Source organism: Methanobrevibacter sp. (assembly GCF_017447225.1).
Classification (GTDB): Archaea; Methanobacteriota; Methanobacteria; order Methanobacteriales; family Methanobacteriaceae; genus Methanocatella.
In genome coordinates, this window is record NZ_JAFSNZ010000097.1 from 1 (window position 1) to 22,108 (window position 22,108).

Sequence of the window (22,108 nt, forward strand, 5' to 3'; positions counted from 1 at the left end):
CAATTCTTTTTTTTAATTCATCACTTAACCTTTTTTTAAACAATATCTTTTTTCAAGTAGTCAGTTAATAATAAATATTTATATAAAATAAGTAATAAAATATATAATGAATAATATGGTAAAAAACGATAATGATGAGGCATGAACTTTTTGAAGTCGGATCATATGATTATTCTGATTTGGACGACAGACTCGACAAACCTGTAATATGGAGCGAAGATGATCTAAAGCTAATAGCTGAAAACTACAGAGGAGGAATTCCTTTAACTTCCGAACACGACAATATCTATGTCGGCATTGGGAATAATATCTCTTATGAAGAAGGTAAGCTATTCATTGAAGTTCCTGATGAACTGGATATGGAAGGAAAAGGCCTATCTCCTAAAGTTGATGTCTTACTGAAAGATAAAGGAGATTCATTTGGAATTGATACTATGAGCTTAATAGATGTAGGCGTTACTAAACACCCAAGAAAGATAAGACTTTTGAATTCTGAAATAGCTGGTGAAACAGGAAATCCTGAAGGTGCACCACAGCCACCTGCAAAAGACACCAATGTGGCAACCAGCTTACTGTTGGAGAAGCTGCAAGGCAAGGATGCAGAGATTGGAAAGCTTCAGGATGAGATTAACACCTTAAAAGAAGAATCCAAAAAATATGATGAGATTAAAAAAGCTATTGAAGAAAATAAGGAATTCATAGACAGTAAAGATGATATTCTAAAAGAGTTATCTGAATTAAGAAAAGCTGAAAATGAAAGAAAAATAAAAGAGTACGAAGCTAAATACAACTTTAACTATAATGAAAACGCACAGGATAAGGAAATAATTGATAAGCTACTCTCCGGTGATGTTGATATGGAACTGATGGAAAAACTGGCTGAGAGAAGAATTAAAATAGAAGCTGCAAGTGACGGTTCAACTCCCGGCGGTCGCAACCCCTCAAACTCAGGTGATGCTAGTGAAACCGGAGAAACTGGCGGTGGTGAAGATGAAGATGCACCATCCTTTACAACTCGTGAGGAATATAATAAGATATTGAAAGATATGGGATTTAATCGTACAAGGATTTAGCTATGATGGTGTTTTATTGCTTTTGACCAGAGCTAATTTTTGATATGTAGGAAAATTCGTTATTTATTGGGGAAGTGTTTAATGTGACGCTTTCCCTAAAAAATATAATCAAGTTTACCAAACTTAACCCCGAACCGACCGCTAAAGGGTCGGTTCTTAAATTTGACAAATTCATCTATGCCAAATCCAAAACCGGAACAGGGGACAAGCCCCTGTTCCTAAGCTTGACAATGCCATTACTGTTAGATATATAGTATTGCTCGCCAATTCTATTCACCCAGACCTCCAACAGATGCCTCCCTTAGGTCGGCATCGGGTCGGCCTGGGAGAATTGGCTCGCTTATAACATGGGTATGACAAGGTTGCTCTGATAAAAAAAGAGATACTATGATATCACCAACAGATTATGTGTAAAAATATTTCAAAACTGGCCATTAATGTTTGAGTTATTAACAATTTCCAATTTTTCATCTTAAACTGCATTCGTTAATATTAATAATATAGTCTCGTAAGATATTTTTATTAAGTTTCATTTATAGATTATTTTTCATGGCTAATTTGAATTTTGATGAGGAACGATTGGAAATTACACCGTTTTTTTATTTCATTAATTATCTGAATGTGCTTCATGACAACTTTCTTAAGGAAAACTTTAAAGAGATTACTCCACGGGACTTTACCTACCTGTCGAATATTTATTATAATCCAGGCATTTCTCAGAAGGAGTTGGCCGAGCTTTTGTATGTTTCCGAGTCCAATGTTGCTCAGATTATAAAGAGACTTGAGAAAAGCGGTCAGGTCAGGCGTGAAGTTTTAAAGGACAATAAAGGAAGGAAAGTTTTAAGCCTAACTGAAAAGGGTGAAGATGTTTTCAATATGCTTTTGGATATGATTTGTGAAGGCGAGGATCATTATTTCAGCGATTATTCAGATGAGGATAAAAGGAAGTTCAAGGAAATGCTGTATCTCTTTTGTGAAAAATCGACACAATATGAAAAACTTAAATATTCATGGGACCATAAATAACAAACATACTTAAGATTCTTAAGTAGAATTTGATATTATGAGAAGGTGAAAATAATGGCCGATAAAGAAAAGACTATTGAAACATTGCAATTCATTGTAACCAACTTGGCTGCAAATTCATTCGGACACAGAATCCAAGCTAAAATATTTACAGGATTAGGATTTCAGGCATTAGGAGACAAATACATAGCACACGCAACCGAAGAGATGGATTTCGTGGAACAGTTCATGGACAGAATCCTTGATCTGGGAGGTGAAATCAAACAGGAAGCAGTGGAAGCACAACCAATATTCACTGACATAATCGAGTTTATCGAACACGACTACAACGTTTCAGTAAACGGAATCGCCGCTTTAATTGAATTGATGGACTCAGGAATATTTGACGCCACCACTTATGACATGATGAAACTTTATCTCAAGGATGAAGAGGAAGACATGTACTGGAGCGAACAGCAACTTGACCTATGCAAAATGATTGGAAAAGAAAACTACCTAACCCAATTATTAATCAACGGTCCTGCTGAATAAACATTAAAAGTATTTATCCCGGATAAATACTTCTCTTTTTTTATTTTACCGATATAATCTCAAATTTCAAATCGCATTTCTTATTTTTAGCTTTTCTTCAAGCATTTATCACATTAACGTAAGTCTATGTTACTGTCGATTTGATTTCAACCCCCGCATATATATCAAAGTGTAAGAGAAAACAAAATCCGAATATTAAACCGTTAATGTTAATATTACTTTTTTTATTATATTATTTATATAAAAAGGATAATAAAATATTAATCATGACATTGCAGAAAAAATTACAAATCAATATTGTCATGAGCAATTACAACGAGAGGAGCGGCAGCTATTCATCAAGCTATGATTATATCTTCCTGGATAATCTAGCCCGCAGTTCTTACTCCAATTATTTCAGAAGTGATTTGAAAAACCTGAAGATCAAAACAATTGGCGGTGCGGAATGTCAGGCGTTATACATTCCCTCTTACGGATCACAAGGTGCAGCCATTTTAGTCAGAGTTCCTGTTGGCCAGATTTCACAAACCACAAAGCTGCTTTTGGATGTTTATGATACTGGAACAGCATTTTCAAGCACTTTATCAACTGGCAGTGATGTATTAATGTTTGATGCAAACTCTGATACATACTCACAATTTTTCATGAACTACTCAGGTTTAAGCACAAACAATGACTCAACAGACGGAGGCCATTTCTTAAGAGCCAGATTTGTTCCAAGCCTTGAGGCAACTTCTCCAACCAATCTGTTCACCACATTTGCTTCAGGCCAACCATTGGCAAACAATCGTGTTGTTGTAGCCAGATTCAAATACATTAAAGGTAATGTTTTTGTCAATGATAATGCAACATACCATGGTTCAACCATTGGAGGTATGATGATGCAGATTGACGGAAGCCTGTCACCTAATGACCCCGATGTAAAAGCCACAACCTGCTATTGGGGCGGGGAAAAAGATTACTGCATGTTTACTGGTGCAAAAACTTTAGTACTGGCCAGTTCATTTGATGCATACAATCAGGGAAGTGATGAAGATGGAAACTGGAAACAATATCATTTCCATGACCGTGTAGGAACAGGCTCGTCAAATACATCAGATTATCTTGAAGGATTCAGCAGGAACAATCCAAGTAAACTTTATCAATCCAATTATGCTGAAATTGAAATCTCACCAACAATGTATGCTACAACTGATTTTGAAGATTTCAATTATGTTGATTTGAAATGGCTGATGGTATTTCCATCTCCATTGTTTGCAGCTAATGGAATTCCGCAGGTAACAGTAACAACAAGAGATAAAACAGGAATCCGATTATATAAAGGAAGTCATGAGTATACCAAAGCTTACAAAGGCTCAACGTTAATGTGGGACGCTGATGATAGTGACATGGATGATACTGGACTTCATATTCCAGATAAGATAATTAACCATAATTGGGATTGGGTGTTTTAAAATGATTATTGATTATGATGTAAATTCAACAATCGGGCATGGCCGTGGATATCCAACAGGCCTTGAGCATACCGAGAAAATGGACGTAATAGCTTGCCTTCTTGATGAGGGCGAAAGGACATATGTTAATGATGAGCATACGGCTTGGATTTGTTCCAATCAATGTGCAGTCGGTGATATGGTAACGCTGGATATGTCTTCAACTATGGAGCATACAATAGTTAGAAAGGCTCAGGCAGGTGAGCTGGCTTTCGGTTATCTTTTGGGTAAAGTTCAGGTCAAAACATCTGGATTAACTTTAGTTACTGTGGCTGTATTAGGCGATGTTTTCAGATTGAAACTCAAAAGGCCAGTAGCTGAAGATATACTGCCGAATACAAGAATCTACATTGACAGTGACGGTGAATGCAATCCGGTGGAAGGCCATGATTTAAGGTTATTATCAATAGTTAATCTTCAAAATAATGAGGATATAGATTACATTCGAGTTTATAGACAAATGTCTGAGGTGGAAATGTATCCTGAATCTCAGAACTGTATTGATCTTGGAGACTGCAGTTTTGAACAGGATGAGATAACTCATGTCGTTAATATGATCGTACCTTCAGAATCAAACATCATGGCGCAGGCCAATTATGTCAAGGATGCTGATGGTGTTACCTATTGTGAGCTTCCGGATGTAGCTATTGTCAATAATGTGAGGTTCGTATGGGAAGACAACAAATTGTACATGGAATGGGAAGGTTGTGATGATGGCCAAAGCGTACATTTTATATAAAATAAATAATAATTTATATAATAAATTACATAATAAAATATATAATATTATTAGTGGAGGATTAACATGACAATAAGGAAACTCGTCGGAACTTTAGAAAACAAAGAACCATACATCGACCAGTCAACAGGCCACTGGTTCTACTGGAACGGCACAAGATATGTCGATTCAGGTTATCCTTATGCCGTTAAGCCCATAATATCGTTTAAAATCGAAGATGGAATATTATACTACTCAATAACTTGGGAGGCACAATGAAATACATAAAATACTTTGAAACCGTTGAAGAGTACGAGTCCTGGATGAAAATAGAAGAAAACGCTGAAGAAGTGTACCAGTCAGAAGAAAAGATTCTTGTTGACGGAGTAATTTTAAGTCACACATACAAAGAGGAGGAAATTTAAATGATTTATGAATTCCTGGAGAAAAACAGAAAGGACATTGACATTTTAACTTCATTTCTTGTTACAGCCATTCCAGTTATCATGCTCTATTCAGAGGCATTGGGAATTACCGAAAATACAATTACTTACTGCATTCTCATGATAATATTAGGAATAGCTAGTCATTACGCAAGTAGGATAAGAGGCGAAGGAGATGTTGAAGACGCCAAACAAAAAGCTAAAAGAGTTTTGGGTTACCCTGAAAAACAATAAACTTCTCTGGAGGATATTGTTATCATGAACCAATTAAAAAAGAAGATATTCATATGCAACTTTACCAAAACAATTTCAAGTGCTGTTTTAACAGCAGTTGCCATCAACATTGTCATGACCAATGCCACAAAGTATGCTTTAATCGAAGGGCTATTGCCGTTTACATTAGCTATTGTCATTGCCGCATTAATTGACATTTATGAGTATAGATGCGAGAGGGAAGATAAAGACGTTATTGATGATTTGGATGAAAGACTTCAAAAGTTGGAGGAAGTTAATGAAAGGTAAAATCCTCATTGCAGTTCCAACCTTTGAGACCATCAAACCCGAATGCTTCAAAAGTATATATGGTTTAACTAATCCTAAGGATTTCAATCTCTACTTTGATTACGTTAAAGGCTATGACTGTGCACGTGCAAGAAACGAAATAGCAAAACTTGCAACCAGACATGACTTTGACTATGTGCTGATGGTAGATTCAGATGTTAGTGTTCCAAAGGATGCTCTTTTAAAGCTATTGGAATGTGAAACAGACATTGCTTTAGGCTGGTATTTCAAGAAAAGAACAAAAACAGATGAAAGTGTCATCTTTGACTTTGGAAAGGACTTCAATAACAAAAATATGATTTATGGAGAAAGGTTATCTGAACTTGATGATCCGTTTGATGTTAAAGGTGGCGGTCTCGGAATTGCTCTCGTTAATGTTAATGTCTTTAGAAAAATGGCTTATCCATATTTCAAGTATGTAATCTATGATAACGATACAATACTTTCTGAAGACTTGTATTTCTGCAGCGAGGCCAGAAAATACGGAATGAATATCAAATGTAACCCAAATGTAAAAGGTGACCACATATACGAAGTGTTAATGTAAAATGGTGATGTTAATGTCAAATCAAATAGTTTTATTGGAAGCAAGAAAAGAAGTCACAACATTTCTCCTGGACGATGGAGATATAACATCAAAAGAAGTAGTAACAGAAACCGGCCAGGATATCGGCTATGAATACACTGCCAAGTTATATCCTGAAGATACAGTTGCAATTTCTCCAAATTCACAGATAGGAAAAGAAATGGTGAAAAAATACACCGGCGATAATGATGAAGTGCCAATAGGTATTATCGCTAATGATCCGGTCGTTATGGACAATGGCCACAGAAAAGCCAGTGTGTTAGTGTTAGGCCAGTTATACAGACTTAAACTGGCAAGCAATGTTAGTGATATTGCGCCTGCTGATAAAATAAAATTAGGTGAAAATGGAGCTATTAAAGATTCTTCAGGTGAATTCTTGGCTTTACATCCAGTAGGCGATTCTGATGAATACAATTACGTTAATTGTTTTAAAATAGCTAGTTCAGGAAGTACAGGAGAAACCGGTGCTAAAGGTGACACAGGAGACACAGGACCTGCAGGGCCAAAAGGTGATACTGGAGATACAGGAGAAACAGGTGAAACTGGTCCGAAAGGAGATACAGGAAATACTGGAGCTACTGGTGCAACCGGAGCGAAAGGTGATACTGGTGATACAGGTGCAACAGGCGATACTGGAGCTAAAGGAGACACCGGAGATGATGGTGAAAGTATTGATGTATACAAAGACAATGCACACAGACAGATAATATTCTCAGGCGTAAATACAAGTGCTACTATTTATTTCGATGAAATCACTGGACCAAAAGGCGATACAGGAAATACTGGTGCAACCGGAGCGACTGGAGATACGGGCCAAAAAGGAGACACTGGAGATGCCGGAGCTAAAGGTGATACCGGCGACACAGGTGCAACTGGTCCTAAAGGTGATACAGGCGATACTGGAGCAAAGGGAGATACTGGTGCTACAGGAGCAACAGGTGCGACTGGGCCAGTCAATCTAGCAAGCAGCCTAGACACTACAGATACAACAAACGCAATTAAAAATGCACCAGTAGCTACAGCTATTGAAAACATACAAACAAGCATTGGAACAATAACATCCACACAAACCGCTAACTTGAATTTATTAGGGAGCTAGATTAACATGACATTTACGCCACCGGACTTTTCGCAGATTTTAGCTAATGAACAGACAATGAATTCCAGATTGACAACATTAAGAAGCAATTTAAGAACTGGATTAACAAATGCTGGGATTAGCTACAGTCAATCTGATACCATCAATCAATTGATAGATAAGTATGAGATTCTTCCGATATTCAAAACGGATGTTAATGTTAATCCCAATACTGCTGGAAAGCTTGGAACATTGTATAAGATGGCTAATATCAGTGCTGCAACATGGTCAAGTGCCAACAATGGAAAATATCATGTCGCATATACAAACGACACCACCCAAGACCAGTTTGAAGAAGATGACTGGTATTATACAGCCGCATTCGGCAAATTCATCACAACACCAGGAACATTCTATTATGGTGACAATAACGGATGGAGAATAGAATCAAAATTCAACATAACCGACGGATGGAACGGACTTATGGGAATAGGATTTCTGATAGATGCAAACGGTAGCGAATCAGGAATGGTTAAAGACTACAATGCCAGCGGATATACCGGAACATTCATAGGTTCCGTTGGAGGTTACCCTGGAGTATTCTCACTTGATGACGGATGGGGATTGGAAAGGAGTTCAGTATATGACAATGACCATGCATTCCCTTCAGGAACAATGATTCTGGAGAAAGGCGATGCCTATGAGATGAGCTACCTTTTCAAAGACACAAACGGAAATGAATTGATGTCGGGAACATGGGACCCGTTTGACACATGGAATTCAGATGAGATAGTATTCGGTGCATATGGATCTGACGGATACAAATCATACAGCCATACCACCTGCAATGCATGGGAAACCAGAATATATTATGAACCGGAATAGGAGGACGTTAATGTGAGCATAGCAAGCAATGTTATTTTAGAGAATACAAGACTCGGAACTACACGAACAAAAATCAGGAACAAACTGACTGAGTATAATATCTGGTGGGACAATACACTCACAATATTTGAACTCGCAGAAAGATTAGTGCTGATGTTTGCAGTGACTGTATTGAACACAGTAAAATCAACAATAATTACACCGGGAGGATTCGAATATAGCGTAACATTACAGGATTCCGGAGTCCCGGTTGACTGGTGGATTGATGGAGTTCATAGTGTTGTTAGAACCAACAGCAATGGAAAGTCCTCTGTTACTGTGCAATATGTTCAGGATGCTACTGGAACAGTTGTCTGTAAAGTCGGGAAAAAAGAAGCTATAAACGTCAATTATACTTGCGTTCCATTTGCAAGCTTTTCAGACTATGCATGGGATTACAATACTGACAGTTATGACATTGTAAAATATCCAACAAGCATTTCACATACCTTCAACATAGGCGAGGTAAATTATTCCGAAGTATATAACTTGGCTAAAGAAGTAGGAAGCTCAAGTGTTGTAATGGCAATACCTAAAGTATATTCAGGAGGCATTGGCGGAACTAATGGAATTCACATGGAAGTAGCAATCTATCAGAAAAAGGACAGCAATCAGGGATGGGGGGATGCAATAGCTTTAGTCAATTCAAAATCATTAAGCCATTACAGGGACACTAAGATTTTGGAATTGGGAGCATATCCAAGTAAGAAAGGACTGAAATATTCAACATCTGATCATGTGGTAAGGGAATTAAATGTTAGCTCAGGACAATTGACACTTGATTCACAACTCTATTACTTTGATTTATATTACGACAATGGATATGTTAAAGCAACAATAAGATCAGGTTCAAGTTCAATATATTCTTATGAAGCAGATATAAGCGATAAGATAACATTCGATACATTTTATCCTGCAGTAATGATTTATGATGCAGGAGGACACATCCAATTTGAAAGTATAGAAATAGAACCATGGACACACGAGGTGGAAAACAATGAGTGAAACAGAATGGATAGCAATCGGAAGAGTAGTCGGAGATACTGGAGAGAAAGGCGATACTGGTGATGCATTCACATATGACGATTTTACGCCGGAACAGTTAGCCGGACTGAAAGGAGATACCGGCGATACCGGACCGGCAGGACCAAAAGGTGATACGGGTGATAAGGGAGAAACTGGTGCGAAAGGTGATAAAGGAGACACGGGCGAGACTGGAGCAACTGGAGAAAAAGGAGAACAAGGACTTAAGGGAGATACTGGAGACACAGGAGCTACTGGAGATACTGGACCGGCCGGCGCAAAGGGGGACACTGGAGCTACTGGCATTGGTACTACTATTAAAGGTTCGTATAACACTTACCAGGAATTAGTTAATGCTCATCCGACAGGCAATGATGGCGATAGCTATTTGGTTAATGGTTCCCTTTATGTTTGGCTTAATAATGCTTGGGAAAACGTAGGAAACATAAAAGGAGAAAAAGGTGACACTGGAAATACAGGTTCTCAAGGTGTTAAAGGAGATACTGGTGATAGCGGAGCTAAGGGAGACACTGGAGCAACTGGACCAAAAGGTGATACTGGTGCAACCGGAGCCGCTGGCCAAGGTAGTGATGAAGAGGCAGGCTGGAAACTGCCAGTTGATCAAATATTAACTACAACAACATTACCTACAGGCGTTAGTGCAGGTTATCGTGTAGCTATTGTTACCAGCTCTGTTATGGCCATTAAAGAGTATAATGGGACATCATGGGAAACAGAATCTCTTGATCCATATTCAGTAATACCATTAAAGCATTCAGGAAGCATACAGATGTATTTGGCAAAATCAACTGGTCCAGTCTATATGGGTGTTGAATATGGAGTCTTTGGTAAATTCAGCTTTATGACACAATCAGCATATGATGCGTTAAGTAGCTATGATAACGATACAATTTATTTTGTAAGAAGTTCATAAGTGATAATATGGAATTATCGGATGAAATCTTAACAGAAATTAGCTATGTGCAAATCTCAAAGTATAGGGAAAAAGTGATGAAGTCTTTAGATGGAGATGTTAAAATACCCACTGCAATAGCTAATGATTCTGGGATTAGAACAAATCATATTTCAAAGGTATTGTCTGAGTTGAAAGCTCATGAGCTAGTTGAATGTATTAATCCTGAAGTTAGAAAAGGTAGGCTATATAGATTAACTGATAAAGGTGAAGATATAGTAAAAAATTTAGATTAATTATTTTTTTTATTAAATTTTTCCATTTCTTTGTAAATATTATGTAATGATGTTTCTACACTATCTTTTTCTGACGTTAATGTTCTTACACTCTTTAAGTAATCTAAATCGGATTTATATTCTCTTTTAACAATATCTCCATAAATATTTTCAAAAGATATTTTAACATTTATTTTTGGATCTTCACCATATTTCTTATAATATGTATTCATCATATCAAAAAATGTTTTTATTTGATAATTAGGTGGTAAGAAATCAATTTGTTTTAATTTTTCAAATGTAAATCCATTTGAATTTGTTAATTCTGGCTCATAACTTATATTAACATTTTTAGCTATTGTATTTCCAACATTTTCTATTACTAAGTAAATTCTATGAGATTCAACTTTAAAATACATTATTACTTCAGCAGAATTGGCTTCTTTTCTACTTATTTCCATTTCTTCAACAGATGCTTTTGTGGATTTCGCCATTTTATAAGTTTCGAATGCCATGAATGCAGTTACGAATGTTAAAATTATATCCACTACTATTGACATCCATTCTGAACACATATTGTTTACCTTACTACTTTTTTGATATATAGTTTATTTTATATTTAAAAATACTTTATTAATATTTTTATTTTGAAAAATTAATGATATAATTTAATACTGAAAATGATTAAAAATTTAGAATAAAGTAGATGATTAAATATAATCATCCAATATATTTTCTATGGGCTATTTTTACATTACTTTGATTTACCATTGCATACTGCATTGTTGTATCAATTTGAACATGACCTAAAAGTCTTTGAACTTGTTCTATGGGCATTCCTTTATCAATAGCATTAGTTGCCATTGTTCTTCTGAATTTATGAGGATGTACTTTTTTGATATTAGCTTCACGACCTAATTCTCGTATTCTACGTTCTACTCCATTAATTCCCAATCGATTATATGGTTTTTTAAATGCAACAAATAATGCGGGATTATCATCATTTCTAGATTCTAAATATTTTAGCAAATGAATTTTTGTTTTTGCATCAAAGTAAACTATACGTTCTGAGTCCCCTTTACCTAATACTACACATTCCCTTTCATTAAATAAAACATCATCGATATTCAAGTTTACAAGTTCACCTACACGTATACCAGTTGAAGCTAAAAGTTCAATCATGGCTAAATCCCTTATGTTAGTACAAGAATCTCTTAAAATTTCAAAATTCTCATCACTAATTACTTCTTTGACAACTTTTTTGGTTTTAATTTTACGGATTCTTCTAACTGGATTTTTTAAAATATAATCCTCATCTTCAAGCCAACTGAAAAAACTTGATAGTACTCTCCTAACATTATCAATAGTGCTTTTAGATGCATTGTTTTTACCTTTATAATCTGCAAGATATTTTCTTAAATCATCAGTAGTAATATCTTCAATTTTAAGACCAACTCCATCAAGCATTTTAAAAATAGTGGTCCTGTAATAAGCTATTGTACGATTAGAACAACCTTCCACTCTTTTAGCAGAAAGAAATGCATCCAACAAATCTTTATTTTCTTCGGATTCAAATATTGATAATTTTAAATCCTTTTTGATTATCTCAAAATCATTAAAAACAGTTATCAATACATTTTCTAATTCATCAGTCTGATTTTCATCTAAAAAAGTTTCCATTTTGGTTTTTATCAAATTAATTAATTTAGCTTTCATAAGAAATAATTTATATTTTATCTAATTTTGAAATTTTAATTAGAATATAATCTCCGATTTATCGAATATTCTGATGAATGGTCATCATATAACTTAGGTGAACTTTTAACATTTTATTCCACAAATTCTTTTTCAAGAGAAAAATTGAATTATGAATCTGGAAGTGTTAAAAATATTCATTATGGAGATATTCATACTAAATATCCTTCAATTCTTTCAATAGAAAATAATAAAGAAGTTCCTTTTATTAATAATGATTTAGATTTATCTAAATTTTCTGAAGATCAATATTTACAAGAAGGTGATTTAATCATTGCTGATGCTTCAGAAGATTATGAAGATATTGGAAAAGCTATTGAAGTTAAAAATATCAATAATGAAAAAGTGTTGGCAGGATTGCATACTATATTGGCTCGTGATGAAAAGAATATGACAGTTAATGGTTTTAAAGCATATTTATTTTCAACAAATAATCTTAAAACAAAAATTAAAATAATTGCTAATGGAATTTCAGTATTGGGGATAAGTAAGAATAACCTTTCAAAAATAAATGTAAAAATTCCTTCTAAAAATGAACAACGAGATATTGTGAGTTTTATTTCAGATATTGATAAAAAAATAGAACTTTTAGAAAGAAAACATCAATCATATCTTGAATTTAAAAATTATCTTATGAAACAGATTTTCACACAGAAATTAAGATTTGCAGAGTTTGAAGATGACTGGATACCTTATAAAATCGGAGATATCAGTAAAACTTATTCTGGTGGAACCCCTTCTACTTCAAAAAAAGAGTATTACGAAGGCAATATTCCATTTATTAAATCTGGTGAGATTAATAATGATGTTACTGAACAATATATAACTGAAGACGCATTAAAAAATTCATCTGCAAAGAGAGTCCAAAAAGGAGATTTATTATTAGCATTATATGGTGCTACAAGTGGTGAAGTAGCAATTTCTAAAATTGATGGTGCAATTAATCAAGCTGTTTTAAAAATAGACAATAATATGGACAATTATTTCCAATATTGTTATTTTTTAATGTATAAAGATCAAATTGTACACAAATATATTCAAGGAGGACAAGGAAACCTTTCAGCAAATATTATTAAAAAATTAGAATTTAAATATCCAAGTTTAGCCGAACAAAAGAAAATAAGTCAATTTTTCATGTCTTTTGATAATAAACTGGAACTATATGAAAATAAGATTATAAAATACAATAATCTCAAAAAAGGTTTACTCCAACAAATGTTTGGTTATGTGCACATAATTCTTAATTTCTGTGTGAAAATTTGTTGCATTAAATACCTCTTGAACTCTACATAATATTTATGTTTAGCATCTAATAATTCAATTTTATAATCAATAGAAGTTAAAAAGTTGGCAATTTTTTTCTGTTCAATTAACTCTGGAATATTAATTTTAACATTTTTAATATTATTAGCACTTAAACTAGGGACCCCTGATGCTTCATTATATTTTAACCAATTTATATTGGAGATACAATAAAAAAGAAATTTAGGAAATTGTTTTTTAATTTCTGTGTAAAATAACGTATCTACAGTCCAGAATGAATCATCAATATATTTTGGTTTGTCTATTGTACCTTTACGACCTATTAATATACTTTCACCAGAATATAAGAACTCATCAACATATTCCATAATGCCTCCAGTTCCTAAAACAGGATATTTGCCTTTATTCAGATGTTTGTAATCTTTTCCATATTTAACATCCAAACAATCTCCTATTTTTGTATTTTCCCAATTATCTTTAAATCCACTAAATCGGAGTTGGTAAAATAATTTTATTATATGCGTTGTTAAAAATATCAAATTTTTTTATTAAATAAAATTAAAAATGAATTATTATTAAAAATTATTCATAATTAATAAAAAATTTAGCAATTAAACAAACATTTGTTGGAGTAAACCTTTTTTAAATTCTTGTGTTACTTGAATACAATTATCAATATTTTCTATAGTTTTATCAGTATCTACAAATAATTTACCAATTTTCTGCTGTTCTGGTAAACTAGGAACAGTTACTTTCTCAATACAATAATCTTTGAAATAAATATGAGGAATAGATGAACCATTTACATATTTTAATAAATTTAATGTTTGTAATTGATAATAAAGAAAATGAATGTTAAAATCTTTTTTAGGCAGTAGATATTGTGAAGTATTCACTATTGATGAATTTTTTTCATGATAACTAAGATTTCCAACCCCTGATCCGTCTTTAACTATAGAAATATAATCAGTTTCCATTTCACAAAAATCAATATTTTTTAAGAATCCACTAGCTCCATATAATGGATATTCACCAGTATTGTCCTCCAATTGATTAATTGAAATACTTGATGACTTTACTGTTAATAAATCTTTTAACTTATATTGTTTCCATTCATCATCAAAATCAAATCTTAATTTTCCTGCGAAGATTTGTTGCATTAAATACTTTTTAAATTCTTGGTAATATTCATATTTCTTTTTTAGTAAGTTAATTTTAGAATCAATAGATTCTAAAAAATCTGAAATCTTTTTTTGTTCATCCAATGAAGGGATATTTAAGGGTAATTTTTTGTATTCATTAGAATTTATTCCAGGTTGTCCTGATCGAACGGACATAACACTAACCCAATTTTTATATTCATCTTTTAATGTATTATAAAAAACAAACTTAGGATAAGCTTTATTAATGTTAAATTTTATTAAAAAACCTGCAAAATATAGATTACCATCATTTTTATCATAGATATAAGTTTTTCCAGTACTTGCACCAGTTCTAGCAAAAACTATGTCTCCTTCTTTTAATTTAAATTTTTCATCTAAATTTCCATCTGGTGAAGTTAAAGGACTAGGAACAAATTTATTTGATGATTCTGAAATATCTGTGATGCGAATATATTTATTAAATCCATCAAAGTCAGTTGCAGCTGAATTCATTCCATACATCTCATCAGAGGATACATTTCCTAAATTGGATTTAACCCATGTTTCATTAAATCCACTAAATCGGAGTTTTGGAACATTTTTTTCTGTCATTAATTATCACAATCCTTTTAAATAAACATTTGTTGAAGTAGTCCTTTTTTAAAATTTTTCATATTGGTTAATCTATTATTAATAAGATCTATTTTTAAATCAATATTTTTAAACATATTTGCTATTATTTTTTGTTCATTATATGATGGAATTATAATGGGCGTATTTTTCAATGTTTTTAATGATAAATTTTTTATGGTCGTTCCAGTTAATTCACTACTAAAATAATGTTGAATTTTTCCAATTTTTAAATAATTATAAATATACTCCTTCTCAATATTTTCATTTAATTTTATATATGCTGCACTTTTACCTAAAATAACCTTTTCATCATTATAATAAGCTAAATTTCCAATAGTTCCATTAATAGATATTAAAATTGTATTTTTATTTAAATTATTATTATATTTCTCAAATTCATATGGGGGTATACATTTTGTATTATCATTTATTATAATTTGACCTTCAAGTAAATTGTTTCCATTAATAAAATAATAATTAGAATTTTCAACATAATCCGGTGTTGAGTGCAATCCATCACCTATTTTAATCGCAATTTTATCTAAAGTAGTTACAACCCAATCATCTGTAAAGTCTTGAAATCTTAATTTCTGTGTGAAAATTTGTTGCATCAAATACTTCTTGAAATCTTGATAATATTGATATTTCTTTTCTAATAATTCAATCTTTTTATTTAAAATTAAGAATAATTTGGTAATTTTATTTTGTTCTCCAATATTTGGAAACTTAATTTTCATTTTAGATAAATTTCCGCCAGATATTAATGCTCTTGTTGTTATAGAACTAAATTTTATAATATTATTGCGTTGCTTTGGTGATCTAAAATAATATGCAAAAAACAATGAATTTACATCCATTTTTGGCCTTGCTCTCAACAAAAATCCGCTGAATACACATTTTATTTCTTTTCCAACATAGGCGCTTGTTAACCCTATTTCTTCTGATGTTTCTGAGGTTCTAGTAAAAAATAAATCATTTGGTTTTACAGAGTACCTTTTAATTTCTTCGTCATTTAATTCAACTAAACCTTTAATTGTATTTTCAGTATTTAATTCATAATTATTAACATCCATATAGTTTAAAATTTGAATACCTTTCCCAAAATAGTCTTTACCTTTGTTTAATCCATTTTTTATATCGAAAATATTTTCAAATTTATCTTCATTCCAATTTTCATTAAATCCATTAAATCGGAGTTTGGGAATAAATTTTTCATCCATATTATCACAATATCAATTTTTAAATAAACATTTGTTGAAGTAAACCCTTTTTAAAATATTGCATATTATTAATTCCAGATTCAATATTATCAATAGCATCATCCATAGAAGTTAATAATCCTGATATCCTTTGTTGTTCCTTTAAATTTGGAAATTCAAATTTAATATTACCAAAGCTCTTTTTATTCAATATTGGTGTTGCAGTATTTCCAGCAATTAATTTTAGTCTTTCTGCATTATATTGAATAGTATAATAAATAAAATCTGGGTCAAACTGTTCATTTGGAATTATTGCGTTTAATTGTTGATTACAACTACCAACTTCTTTTATCATACATATTTTACCAATTGTAGCTCCAATACATGTTACTAAAATAGAATTTGGAGGTAATTCTCTACCATTATTTAAACCTTCTTTAGACAAATTCCTTTCAGTTGATGTGACAATCCTTTTATTTGAAATATCACCTGGAGTAACCCATAGATAACCATTGTCTGAAAAGTTATCTTTATTTTTAGTTGATGGTGTTGTTCCAGTGATAATTTTTCCAGTGTCCTTTAAATGATACTCCAACCATTCATAATCAAATTTTGCAAATCTTAATTTATCGTCTTGACTTGAAAATATTCTTTGCATTAAATATTTTTTAAAGTCTTGATAATATTGGCATTTTTTTTCTAACATTTCAATTTTGTTATCAATAGCCGAAAATAAATTAGATATTTTATTTTGTTCAGATAACTCTGGAATATTAATGGGTATTCTTTTAATTTCATTTTTACTAATTTCTAAAAAGGTAGACCCTGATGATCTCCTTAAAAATTCATTTTTAATTGTTGAAATTAAATAATAAATAAACTCATTATCAACATTGTTTTTTGTAATCAAAGACTGAAAACCTTGATTTGTGGAACATTCAGTTAAAGCAATGCTTATCTCCCCAACAGTTGCTCTTGAAGATAGTAATATAGTATATTTTGGCAATAGTTTAGCAGAACTATTTTTTAAACCATTGTCGGTGATATGTCTTTCACTATCAAAGAGATATTTTGTTTTACCAATTTCTGATGGAGTAAACCACTTTATTTCACCATTCCAATACTCTTCCACCTCAGTTTTTGGAGTTCCCCCACCTACAACTTCAGCAATTTCGCCAATTCTTGTAGATTCCCAAACTTTGGTAAATCCACTAAATCGGAGTTTCGGTACTAGTTTTTCTTCAGCCATAACATCATCTCAATGAAATAGGTGCTCTGATACCTAATTCATCACAGTATTTTTTAATTTCAGCATCTACTTTTTCCATTTCTGCTTCAATTTTTTCTAGCTCATCCACAACTTCATCAAGGTCAATTGGTTCTTCTTCTTCAAAAGTATCCACATAACGAGGAATATTTAAATTAAAATCGTTTTCTTCTATTTCTTCTAATGTAGCTTTATGTGAATATTTTTCTATTTCTTCACGATTAGCATATGTATTAATAATTTTATCAATATCTTCAGGTCTTAACTTATTTTGAGTTTTAACTTTTTCAAATTCCTTACTTGCATCAATGAATAAAACATCATCATCGTCTTCACGACATTTTTTAAATACTAACACACATGTTGGAATTGATGTTCCATAAAATAAATTTGCAGGCATACCAATAACTGCATCTAAATAATTTTTTTCTTCAATTAAGTACCTTCTTATTTTTAATTCAGCTGCTCCTCTGAATAAAACTCCATGAGGTAAAACTACAGCCATTGTTCCACTTTCATTTAATTGATAAATCATATGCTGCACGAAAGCATAATCTGCTTTGGATTTAGGAGCTAGTTTACCATATGCGCTGAACCTTGGATCATCATTAAAATCATCACTTGCACTCCATTTTGCAGAGAAAGGTGGATTCGCCACTACTGCATCAAATCTCATATCTTTGTGCTGCGGATCTTCTAATGTATCTCCTTGCCTTATATCAAAATCATTATATTTAACACCATGCAATATCATGTTCATTCTTGCCATGTTGAATGTTGTTGTGTTTAGTTCTTGACCGTAGAAGTTTGCTACTCTTGCTTCTTTTGAAATTCTTAATAATAATGAACCTGAACCACATGTTGGGTCATATACGTTCTTTATTTTATCTTTACCAAGTGTTACAATTTTTGCTAGGATTTTTGATACTTCTTGTGGAGTATAAAATTCTCCAGCTTTTTTTCCAGCTTCAGATGCAAATTGACTGATTAAATATTCATATGCATCTCCTAGAATATCTGATTCTTCGTTTTCTAATTCAAAATCAATTTCATTTAATAAGTTTAAAACGGTTGATATTTTTTGGTTTTTATCTTTGTCTTTTTTACCTAATTTTGTGGAATCTAAATCTACATCGTCAAATAGATTTTCAAAGTCATTTTCACTTTCTTTTCCTTGTGCTGAATTTGTGATTTCATTAAATGCTTCTCTTAAATCATTTCTTATTGTTTGATTAGTATTAATCTTATCAATAATTGTGCTGAATAAATGTTCAGGAGTTATAAAATAACCTAATCTTTTAATACTTAATTTTTCAAGTTTTTCTCGCATTTTTTCATTTTCAAATGCTTTTTGAAATGTGATTCCATCTTTAGTTAATTGTTTATTTAAAAATGTTTCTTGTTTTTCAGATAAGTATCTGTAAAATATAAAACCTAAAATATAGTTTTTATATTCATTTGCATCCATGTTTCCTCTTAATTCATCAGCTATTGCAAATAATTTTGTTTCTAAATTTGTTGCCATATGTCTTCACCTATTCAAAATCAAATAACTCAAATATTTCTAATATTTCTGCTTTAACCCTGTCAATTTTATCCATTTTATCTATAAATAGTAATTCTTTATCTTTAAATGCCTCTTCAATTAAATCTTCATCTATCTTGTCTGAAAATTCAAATTCACTCAATATCTCTCGTGTGATTTCCTCGCTTAACTGTTCTTCATCAATTAAATCGCAAATTGCTTGTCTTCTTTCAGTATTTACAAAATTATCAAATTCTTCTTTAATATTCAAATTATTATCTCTAATGCGGTCAATTTCTTCATCCATGAATTTTTCCATTAATTTAATCTTACTTCTTAAATTAACCGTGTTCTTCATCATTTTAATGATTTTTTCTTTCTCTTTATCATAATCATCAGTTATGTTAATGTTTTCAAGTAATTCAAGGATATAATCCACATTAATCTTATCGTTTCGAAGTAAGTCTAATTCAAAATCAATATCATCCAATATTGAAGTTCCACCGTCAGGACCATCATCACCGTCAGGACCTAAACTTTCTTTAATATTTAAGTAGGCGCCAGTGAAATCTTCATATTCCTGTTCTTCAATATCCAAATCATCAAATGTGAATTCAACAAAAGTATCTAATTTATTTTTAGTTTGTAATAATTTTTTAAATCCTAAAACAAAATCTTTCTTTTTAGTTTCACTTTGAAGCTCATATACTTCTTGTGCTGATTTAACTAACTTATATAATTCTTTTAAATCACTGTTAAATGTTTTTACAAGAGCTTCATAAGTTGGCAATAGTATATCTTCTAGTGGTGCATTATTTGAGAACAATGTTAATGCAGCATCTACTTGATCATGTAATGGCCTGTAACATATGATATTTCCATGAGATTTACGGTCATTATAAATCCTGTTGGTTCTTGAAAATGCTTGCAGTAAGCCATGGTATTCTAGGTTTTTATCAACATATAATGTATTTAGCTTTTTACTGTCAAATCCAGTTAGGAACATGTTAATAACTAATAATAAATCTATTTCACGTGTTTTCATTCTTTTACATACATCCCTATGGTATTCTCCCATAGTTTCTGTATCGAAATTAGTTCCAAACATTTCATTATAATCAGCCATATAGTCATCTAATAATTCTTGTGAATGTTTTTCACGGTCATCGAATTTCTCATTAGGTGCATATGTAAAAATAGTTGCTACTTTGAAATCCAAGTTTCTTTCTTTAATTTTTTCTTTAAATAATTTATAATAGTCATGTATGAAACCTGTTGGATTGTCCTGAGTTTTTTGGGAGACTGCAAAAATAGCATTAAATTCTCTGTCTTTTGTTTTTGCATTATAACTATCCAATATATGGTCTACGATTAAATTTAATCTTTCTGGATGACCATAAGCTTCATTTATTTTAATAGATTTTACTTTTTCATCAACTATGTCTTCATGAGCTTTAATTGTATTATAATAATCAATTGAGAATCCTAACACATTATGGTCTGCAATAGCATCTTTAATCATATAAGTATGCAATCTATCTCCAAATATCATTTTAGTAGTTTTATTACCAAATGCGTTTTCTCTAAATATTGGTGTTCCAGTAAATCCATATGATAAGCTATTTTTGAAGAAATTACTAATGTCCTGTTGCATTTTTCCAAATTGACTTCTATGACATTCATCAAATATTAAAATTATATTTTCATCTTTGATTTTTTCTAATTGTTTTTTTGTATGCTTTCTATTCACCGCAATAGCTAATTTTTGAATAGTTGTGGTGATTAATGGATTTTTATTACTTAAAAGATTTTTGACTAATGCCCCAGTATGTTCTGATGTTCCAATACATTTTGGACAGAATTTATTGAACTCTTTATTCGTTTGGTCATTTAAATCTCTTCTATCAACAACAAATATTACTTTATAAATAGAAGGATCATCCGATAATAATTGACTGACTTTAAATGATGTTAATGTTTTACCACTACCTGTTGTATGATAAACATATCCATTCTTTTTATGTTCTAATGCTTGTTCTAATACAGCATCTACTGCATATTTCTGATATGCACGAAGTACCATTAATTCTTTTGAGGATTCATTCAGTACCATAAATTTAGAAATCATTTTAGCAATGTTGCAGGGTTCTAAGAAATCTTCTGTAAACTCTTGTAATGAATGTATGTTTTTATTTTCTTTATTTTTCCAGTAGAAGGTAAATCCAAAATTGACTTCACTTGGTCTCGCATTAGCAAAATATTTTGTTTCTAAACCATTACTTATGATGAAGATTTGAATATATCCAAATAAATTCTTATATGATGTTTTCATGTATCTTTTAACTTGATTGAATGCTTCTGAAATAGCTACTGATCTTCTTTTAAGTTCAGCCTGAACGAGAGGTAAACCATTTATTAATATAGTCACATCATAACGAGTTTTATGTTTATATCTCATGGTTATTTGATTAGATACCTGGAAGATATTTTTACACCAGTCTTTTTGATTTAAAAATTTAATTGATACCGATGTCCCATTGTCTCTTTTTATTGTATATTCATCTCTTAGTTTGTCGGCTTTGTCAAATATTGAACCGGAGTCTAAATGTGTTAAAATTCTTTTAAATTCATCATCAGTTAGTGGTTCCCCTTTTAGTTCTTTTTTGTTTAATTTTTCTAA

24 protein-coding genes are annotated in these 22,108 nt (G+C 31.8%); 16 read left to right on the forward strand and 8 right to left on the reverse strand.

The genetic code is table 11. From position 1 onward, the window contains the following. The first annotated feature begins 134 nt into the window (after positions 1-134). From IJQ68_RS09220 to IJQ68_RS09290, 15 genes are all read left to right on the forward strand, one after another. Positions 135-1,073 carry a hypothetical protein gene (locus tag IJQ68_RS09220; RefSeq protein WP_292799574.1) on the forward strand — a complete coding sequence of 313 codons (939 nt, stop codon included), beginning with the start codon at positions 135-137 and terminating at the stop codon, positions 1,071-1,073. A 549-nt stretch (positions 1,074-1,622) separates the two neighbouring features. Beyond that, positions 1,623-2,099: a MarR family winged helix-turn-helix transcriptional regulator gene (locus tag IJQ68_RS09225; RefSeq protein ID WP_292799577.1), complete on the forward strand. Its 477-nt coding sequence runs from the start codon at positions 1,623-1,625 to the stop codon at positions 2,097-2,099. Positions 2,100-2,153: 54 nt separating this feature from the next. Further along, positions 2,154-2,630 carry a bacterioferritin gene (locus IJQ68_RS09230; protein ID WP_292799580.1) on the forward strand — a complete coding sequence of 159 codons (477 nt, stop codon included), beginning with the start codon at positions 2,154-2,156 and terminating at the stop codon, positions 2,628-2,630. Positions 2,631-2,896: 266 nt separating this feature from the next. Next, complete coding sequence (locus IJQ68_RS09235) at positions 2,897-4,084, forward strand: hypothetical protein (protein WP_292799583.1); 1,188 nt, start codon at positions 2,897-2,899, stop codon at positions 4,082-4,084. 1 nt (position 4,085) lies between these two features. Further along, positions 4,086-4,862: a hypothetical protein gene (locus IJQ68_RS09240; RefSeq protein ID WP_292799586.1), complete on the forward strand. Its 777-nt coding sequence runs from the start codon at positions 4,086-4,088 to the stop codon at positions 4,860-4,862. A gap of 66 nt (positions 4,863-4,928) precedes the next feature. Beyond that, positions 4,929-5,120 carry a hypothetical protein gene (locus IJQ68_RS09245; RefSeq protein ID WP_292799587.1) on the forward strand — a complete coding sequence of 64 codons (192 nt, stop codon included), beginning with the start codon at positions 4,929-4,931 and terminating at the stop codon, positions 5,118-5,120. Next, positions 5,117-5,266, forward strand: a complete 150-nt coding sequence (locus tag IJQ68_RS09250) for a hypothetical protein (protein WP_292799589.1) — start codon at positions 5,117-5,119, stop codon at positions 5,264-5,266. Before IJQ68_RS09245 ends, IJQ68_RS09250 begins: the two co-directional genes overlap by 4 nt. After that, complete coding sequence (locus IJQ68_RS09255) at positions 5,267-5,518, forward strand: hypothetical protein (protein WP_292799592.1); 252 nt, start codon at positions 5,267-5,269, stop codon at positions 5,516-5,518. It abuts the gene before it with no gap. 24 nt (positions 5,519-5,542) lie between these two features. Continuing rightward, the gene (locus IJQ68_RS09260; protein ID WP_292799594.1) at positions 5,543-5,806 is read left to right on the forward strand and encodes a hypothetical protein; all 264 of its coding nucleotides are present in this window, start codon (positions 5,543-5,545) and stop codon (positions 5,804-5,806) included. Further along, a complete protein-coding gene (locus tag IJQ68_RS09265; protein ID WP_292799596.1) occupies positions 5,796-6,392 on the forward strand; it encodes a glycosyltransferase family 2 protein in 597 nt (198 codons plus the stop codon). The genes IJQ68_RS09260 and IJQ68_RS09265 overlap by 11 nt, the downstream gene beginning before the upstream one ends. 13 nt (positions 6,393-6,405) lie before the next feature. Then, positions 6,406-7,530, forward strand: coding sequence for a hypothetical protein (locus IJQ68_RS09270; RefSeq protein WP_292799598.1), 1,125 nt, complete (start codon positions 6,406-6,408; stop codon positions 7,528-7,530). Between the two features lie 6 nt (positions 7,531-7,536). Next, on the forward strand, positions 7,537-8,394 hold the full coding sequence (locus tag IJQ68_RS09275; protein ID WP_292799600.1) for a hypothetical protein: 858 nt from the start codon (positions 7,537-7,539) through the stop codon (positions 8,392-8,394). 12 nt (positions 8,395-8,406) lie between these two features. After that, a complete protein-coding gene (locus IJQ68_RS09280; RefSeq protein WP_292799603.1) occupies positions 8,407-9,438 on the forward strand; it encodes a hypothetical protein in 1,032 nt (343 codons plus the stop codon). Next, positions 9,431-10,390 (forward strand): hypothetical protein, encoded by a 960-nt coding sequence (locus IJQ68_RS09285; RefSeq protein ID WP_292799606.1) that lies wholly within the window; start codon positions 9,431-9,433, stop codon positions 10,388-10,390. The genes IJQ68_RS09280 and IJQ68_RS09285 overlap by 8 nt, the downstream gene beginning before the upstream one ends. An 8-nt stretch (positions 10,391-10,398) precedes the next feature. Then, a complete protein-coding gene (locus IJQ68_RS09290; RefSeq protein WP_292799609.1) occupies positions 10,399-10,665 on the forward strand; it encodes a transcriptional regulator in 267 nt (88 codons plus the stop codon). On the opposite strand, the gene IJQ68_RS09295 is transcribed toward IJQ68_RS09290, so the two are convergent. Together IJQ68_RS09295 and xerA are read right to left on the reverse strand one after the other, a co-directional pair. Then, positions 10,662-11,204, reverse strand: coding sequence for a hypothetical protein (locus IJQ68_RS09295; RefSeq protein ID WP_292799612.1), 543 nt, complete (start codon positions 11,202-11,204; stop codon positions 10,662-10,664). The two genes, IJQ68_RS09290 and IJQ68_RS09295, sit on opposite strands and share 4 nt — an antisense overlap. A gap of 160 nt (positions 11,205-11,364) precedes the next feature. Continuing rightward, positions 11,365-12,360 carry a site-specific tyrosine recombinase/integron integrase gene (gene xerA, locus IJQ68_RS09300; protein ID WP_292799615.1) on the reverse strand — a complete coding sequence of 332 codons (996 nt, stop codon included), beginning with the start codon at positions 12,358-12,360 and terminating at the stop codon, positions 11,365-11,367. 60 nt (positions 12,361-12,420) lie between these two features. Between xerA and IJQ68_RS09305 the strand changes: the two genes are divergently transcribed. Next, positions 12,421-13,692: a restriction endonuclease subunit S gene (locus tag IJQ68_RS09305; protein WP_292799637.1), complete on the forward strand. Its 1,272-nt coding sequence runs from the start codon at positions 12,421-12,423 to the stop codon at positions 13,690-13,692. Here IJQ68_RS09305 and IJQ68_RS09310 read toward each other — a convergent pair. The 6 genes from IJQ68_RS09310 to IJQ68_RS09335 all read right to left on the reverse strand — a co-directional run. Continuing rightward, positions 13,623-14,201, reverse strand: coding sequence for a restriction endonuclease subunit S (locus IJQ68_RS09310; protein WP_292799618.1), 579 nt, complete (start codon positions 14,199-14,201; stop codon positions 13,623-13,625). The genes IJQ68_RS09305 and IJQ68_RS09310 overlap by 70 nt on opposite strands. 72 nt (positions 14,202-14,273) lie before the next feature. Further along, positions 14,274-15,416 (reverse strand): restriction endonuclease subunit S, encoded by a 1,143-nt coding sequence (locus IJQ68_RS09315; protein ID WP_292799621.1) that lies wholly within the window; start codon positions 15,414-15,416, stop codon positions 14,274-14,276. 17 nt (positions 15,417-15,433) lie between these two features. Further along, positions 15,434-16,657 (reverse strand): restriction endonuclease subunit S, encoded by a 1,224-nt coding sequence (locus tag IJQ68_RS09320; RefSeq protein WP_292799624.1) that lies wholly within the window; start codon positions 16,655-16,657, stop codon positions 15,434-15,436. A gap of 19 nt (positions 16,658-16,676) precedes the next feature. Next, positions 16,677-17,885, reverse strand: a complete 1,209-nt coding sequence (locus IJQ68_RS09325) for a restriction endonuclease subunit S (protein WP_292799627.1) — start codon at positions 17,883-17,885, stop codon at positions 16,677-16,679. Between the two features lie 4 nt (positions 17,886-17,889). Further along, the gene (locus tag IJQ68_RS09330) at positions 17,890-19,428 is read right to left on the reverse strand and encodes a type I restriction-modification system subunit M (RefSeq protein ID WP_292799630.1); all 1,539 of its coding nucleotides are present in this window, start codon (positions 19,426-19,428) and stop codon (positions 17,890-17,892) included. Between the two features lie 10 nt (positions 19,429-19,438). Beyond that, the coding region (locus tag IJQ68_RS09335; protein WP_292799634.1) for a type I restriction endonuclease subunit R at positions 19,439-22,108 on the reverse strand (2,670 nt) is incomplete at its 5' end.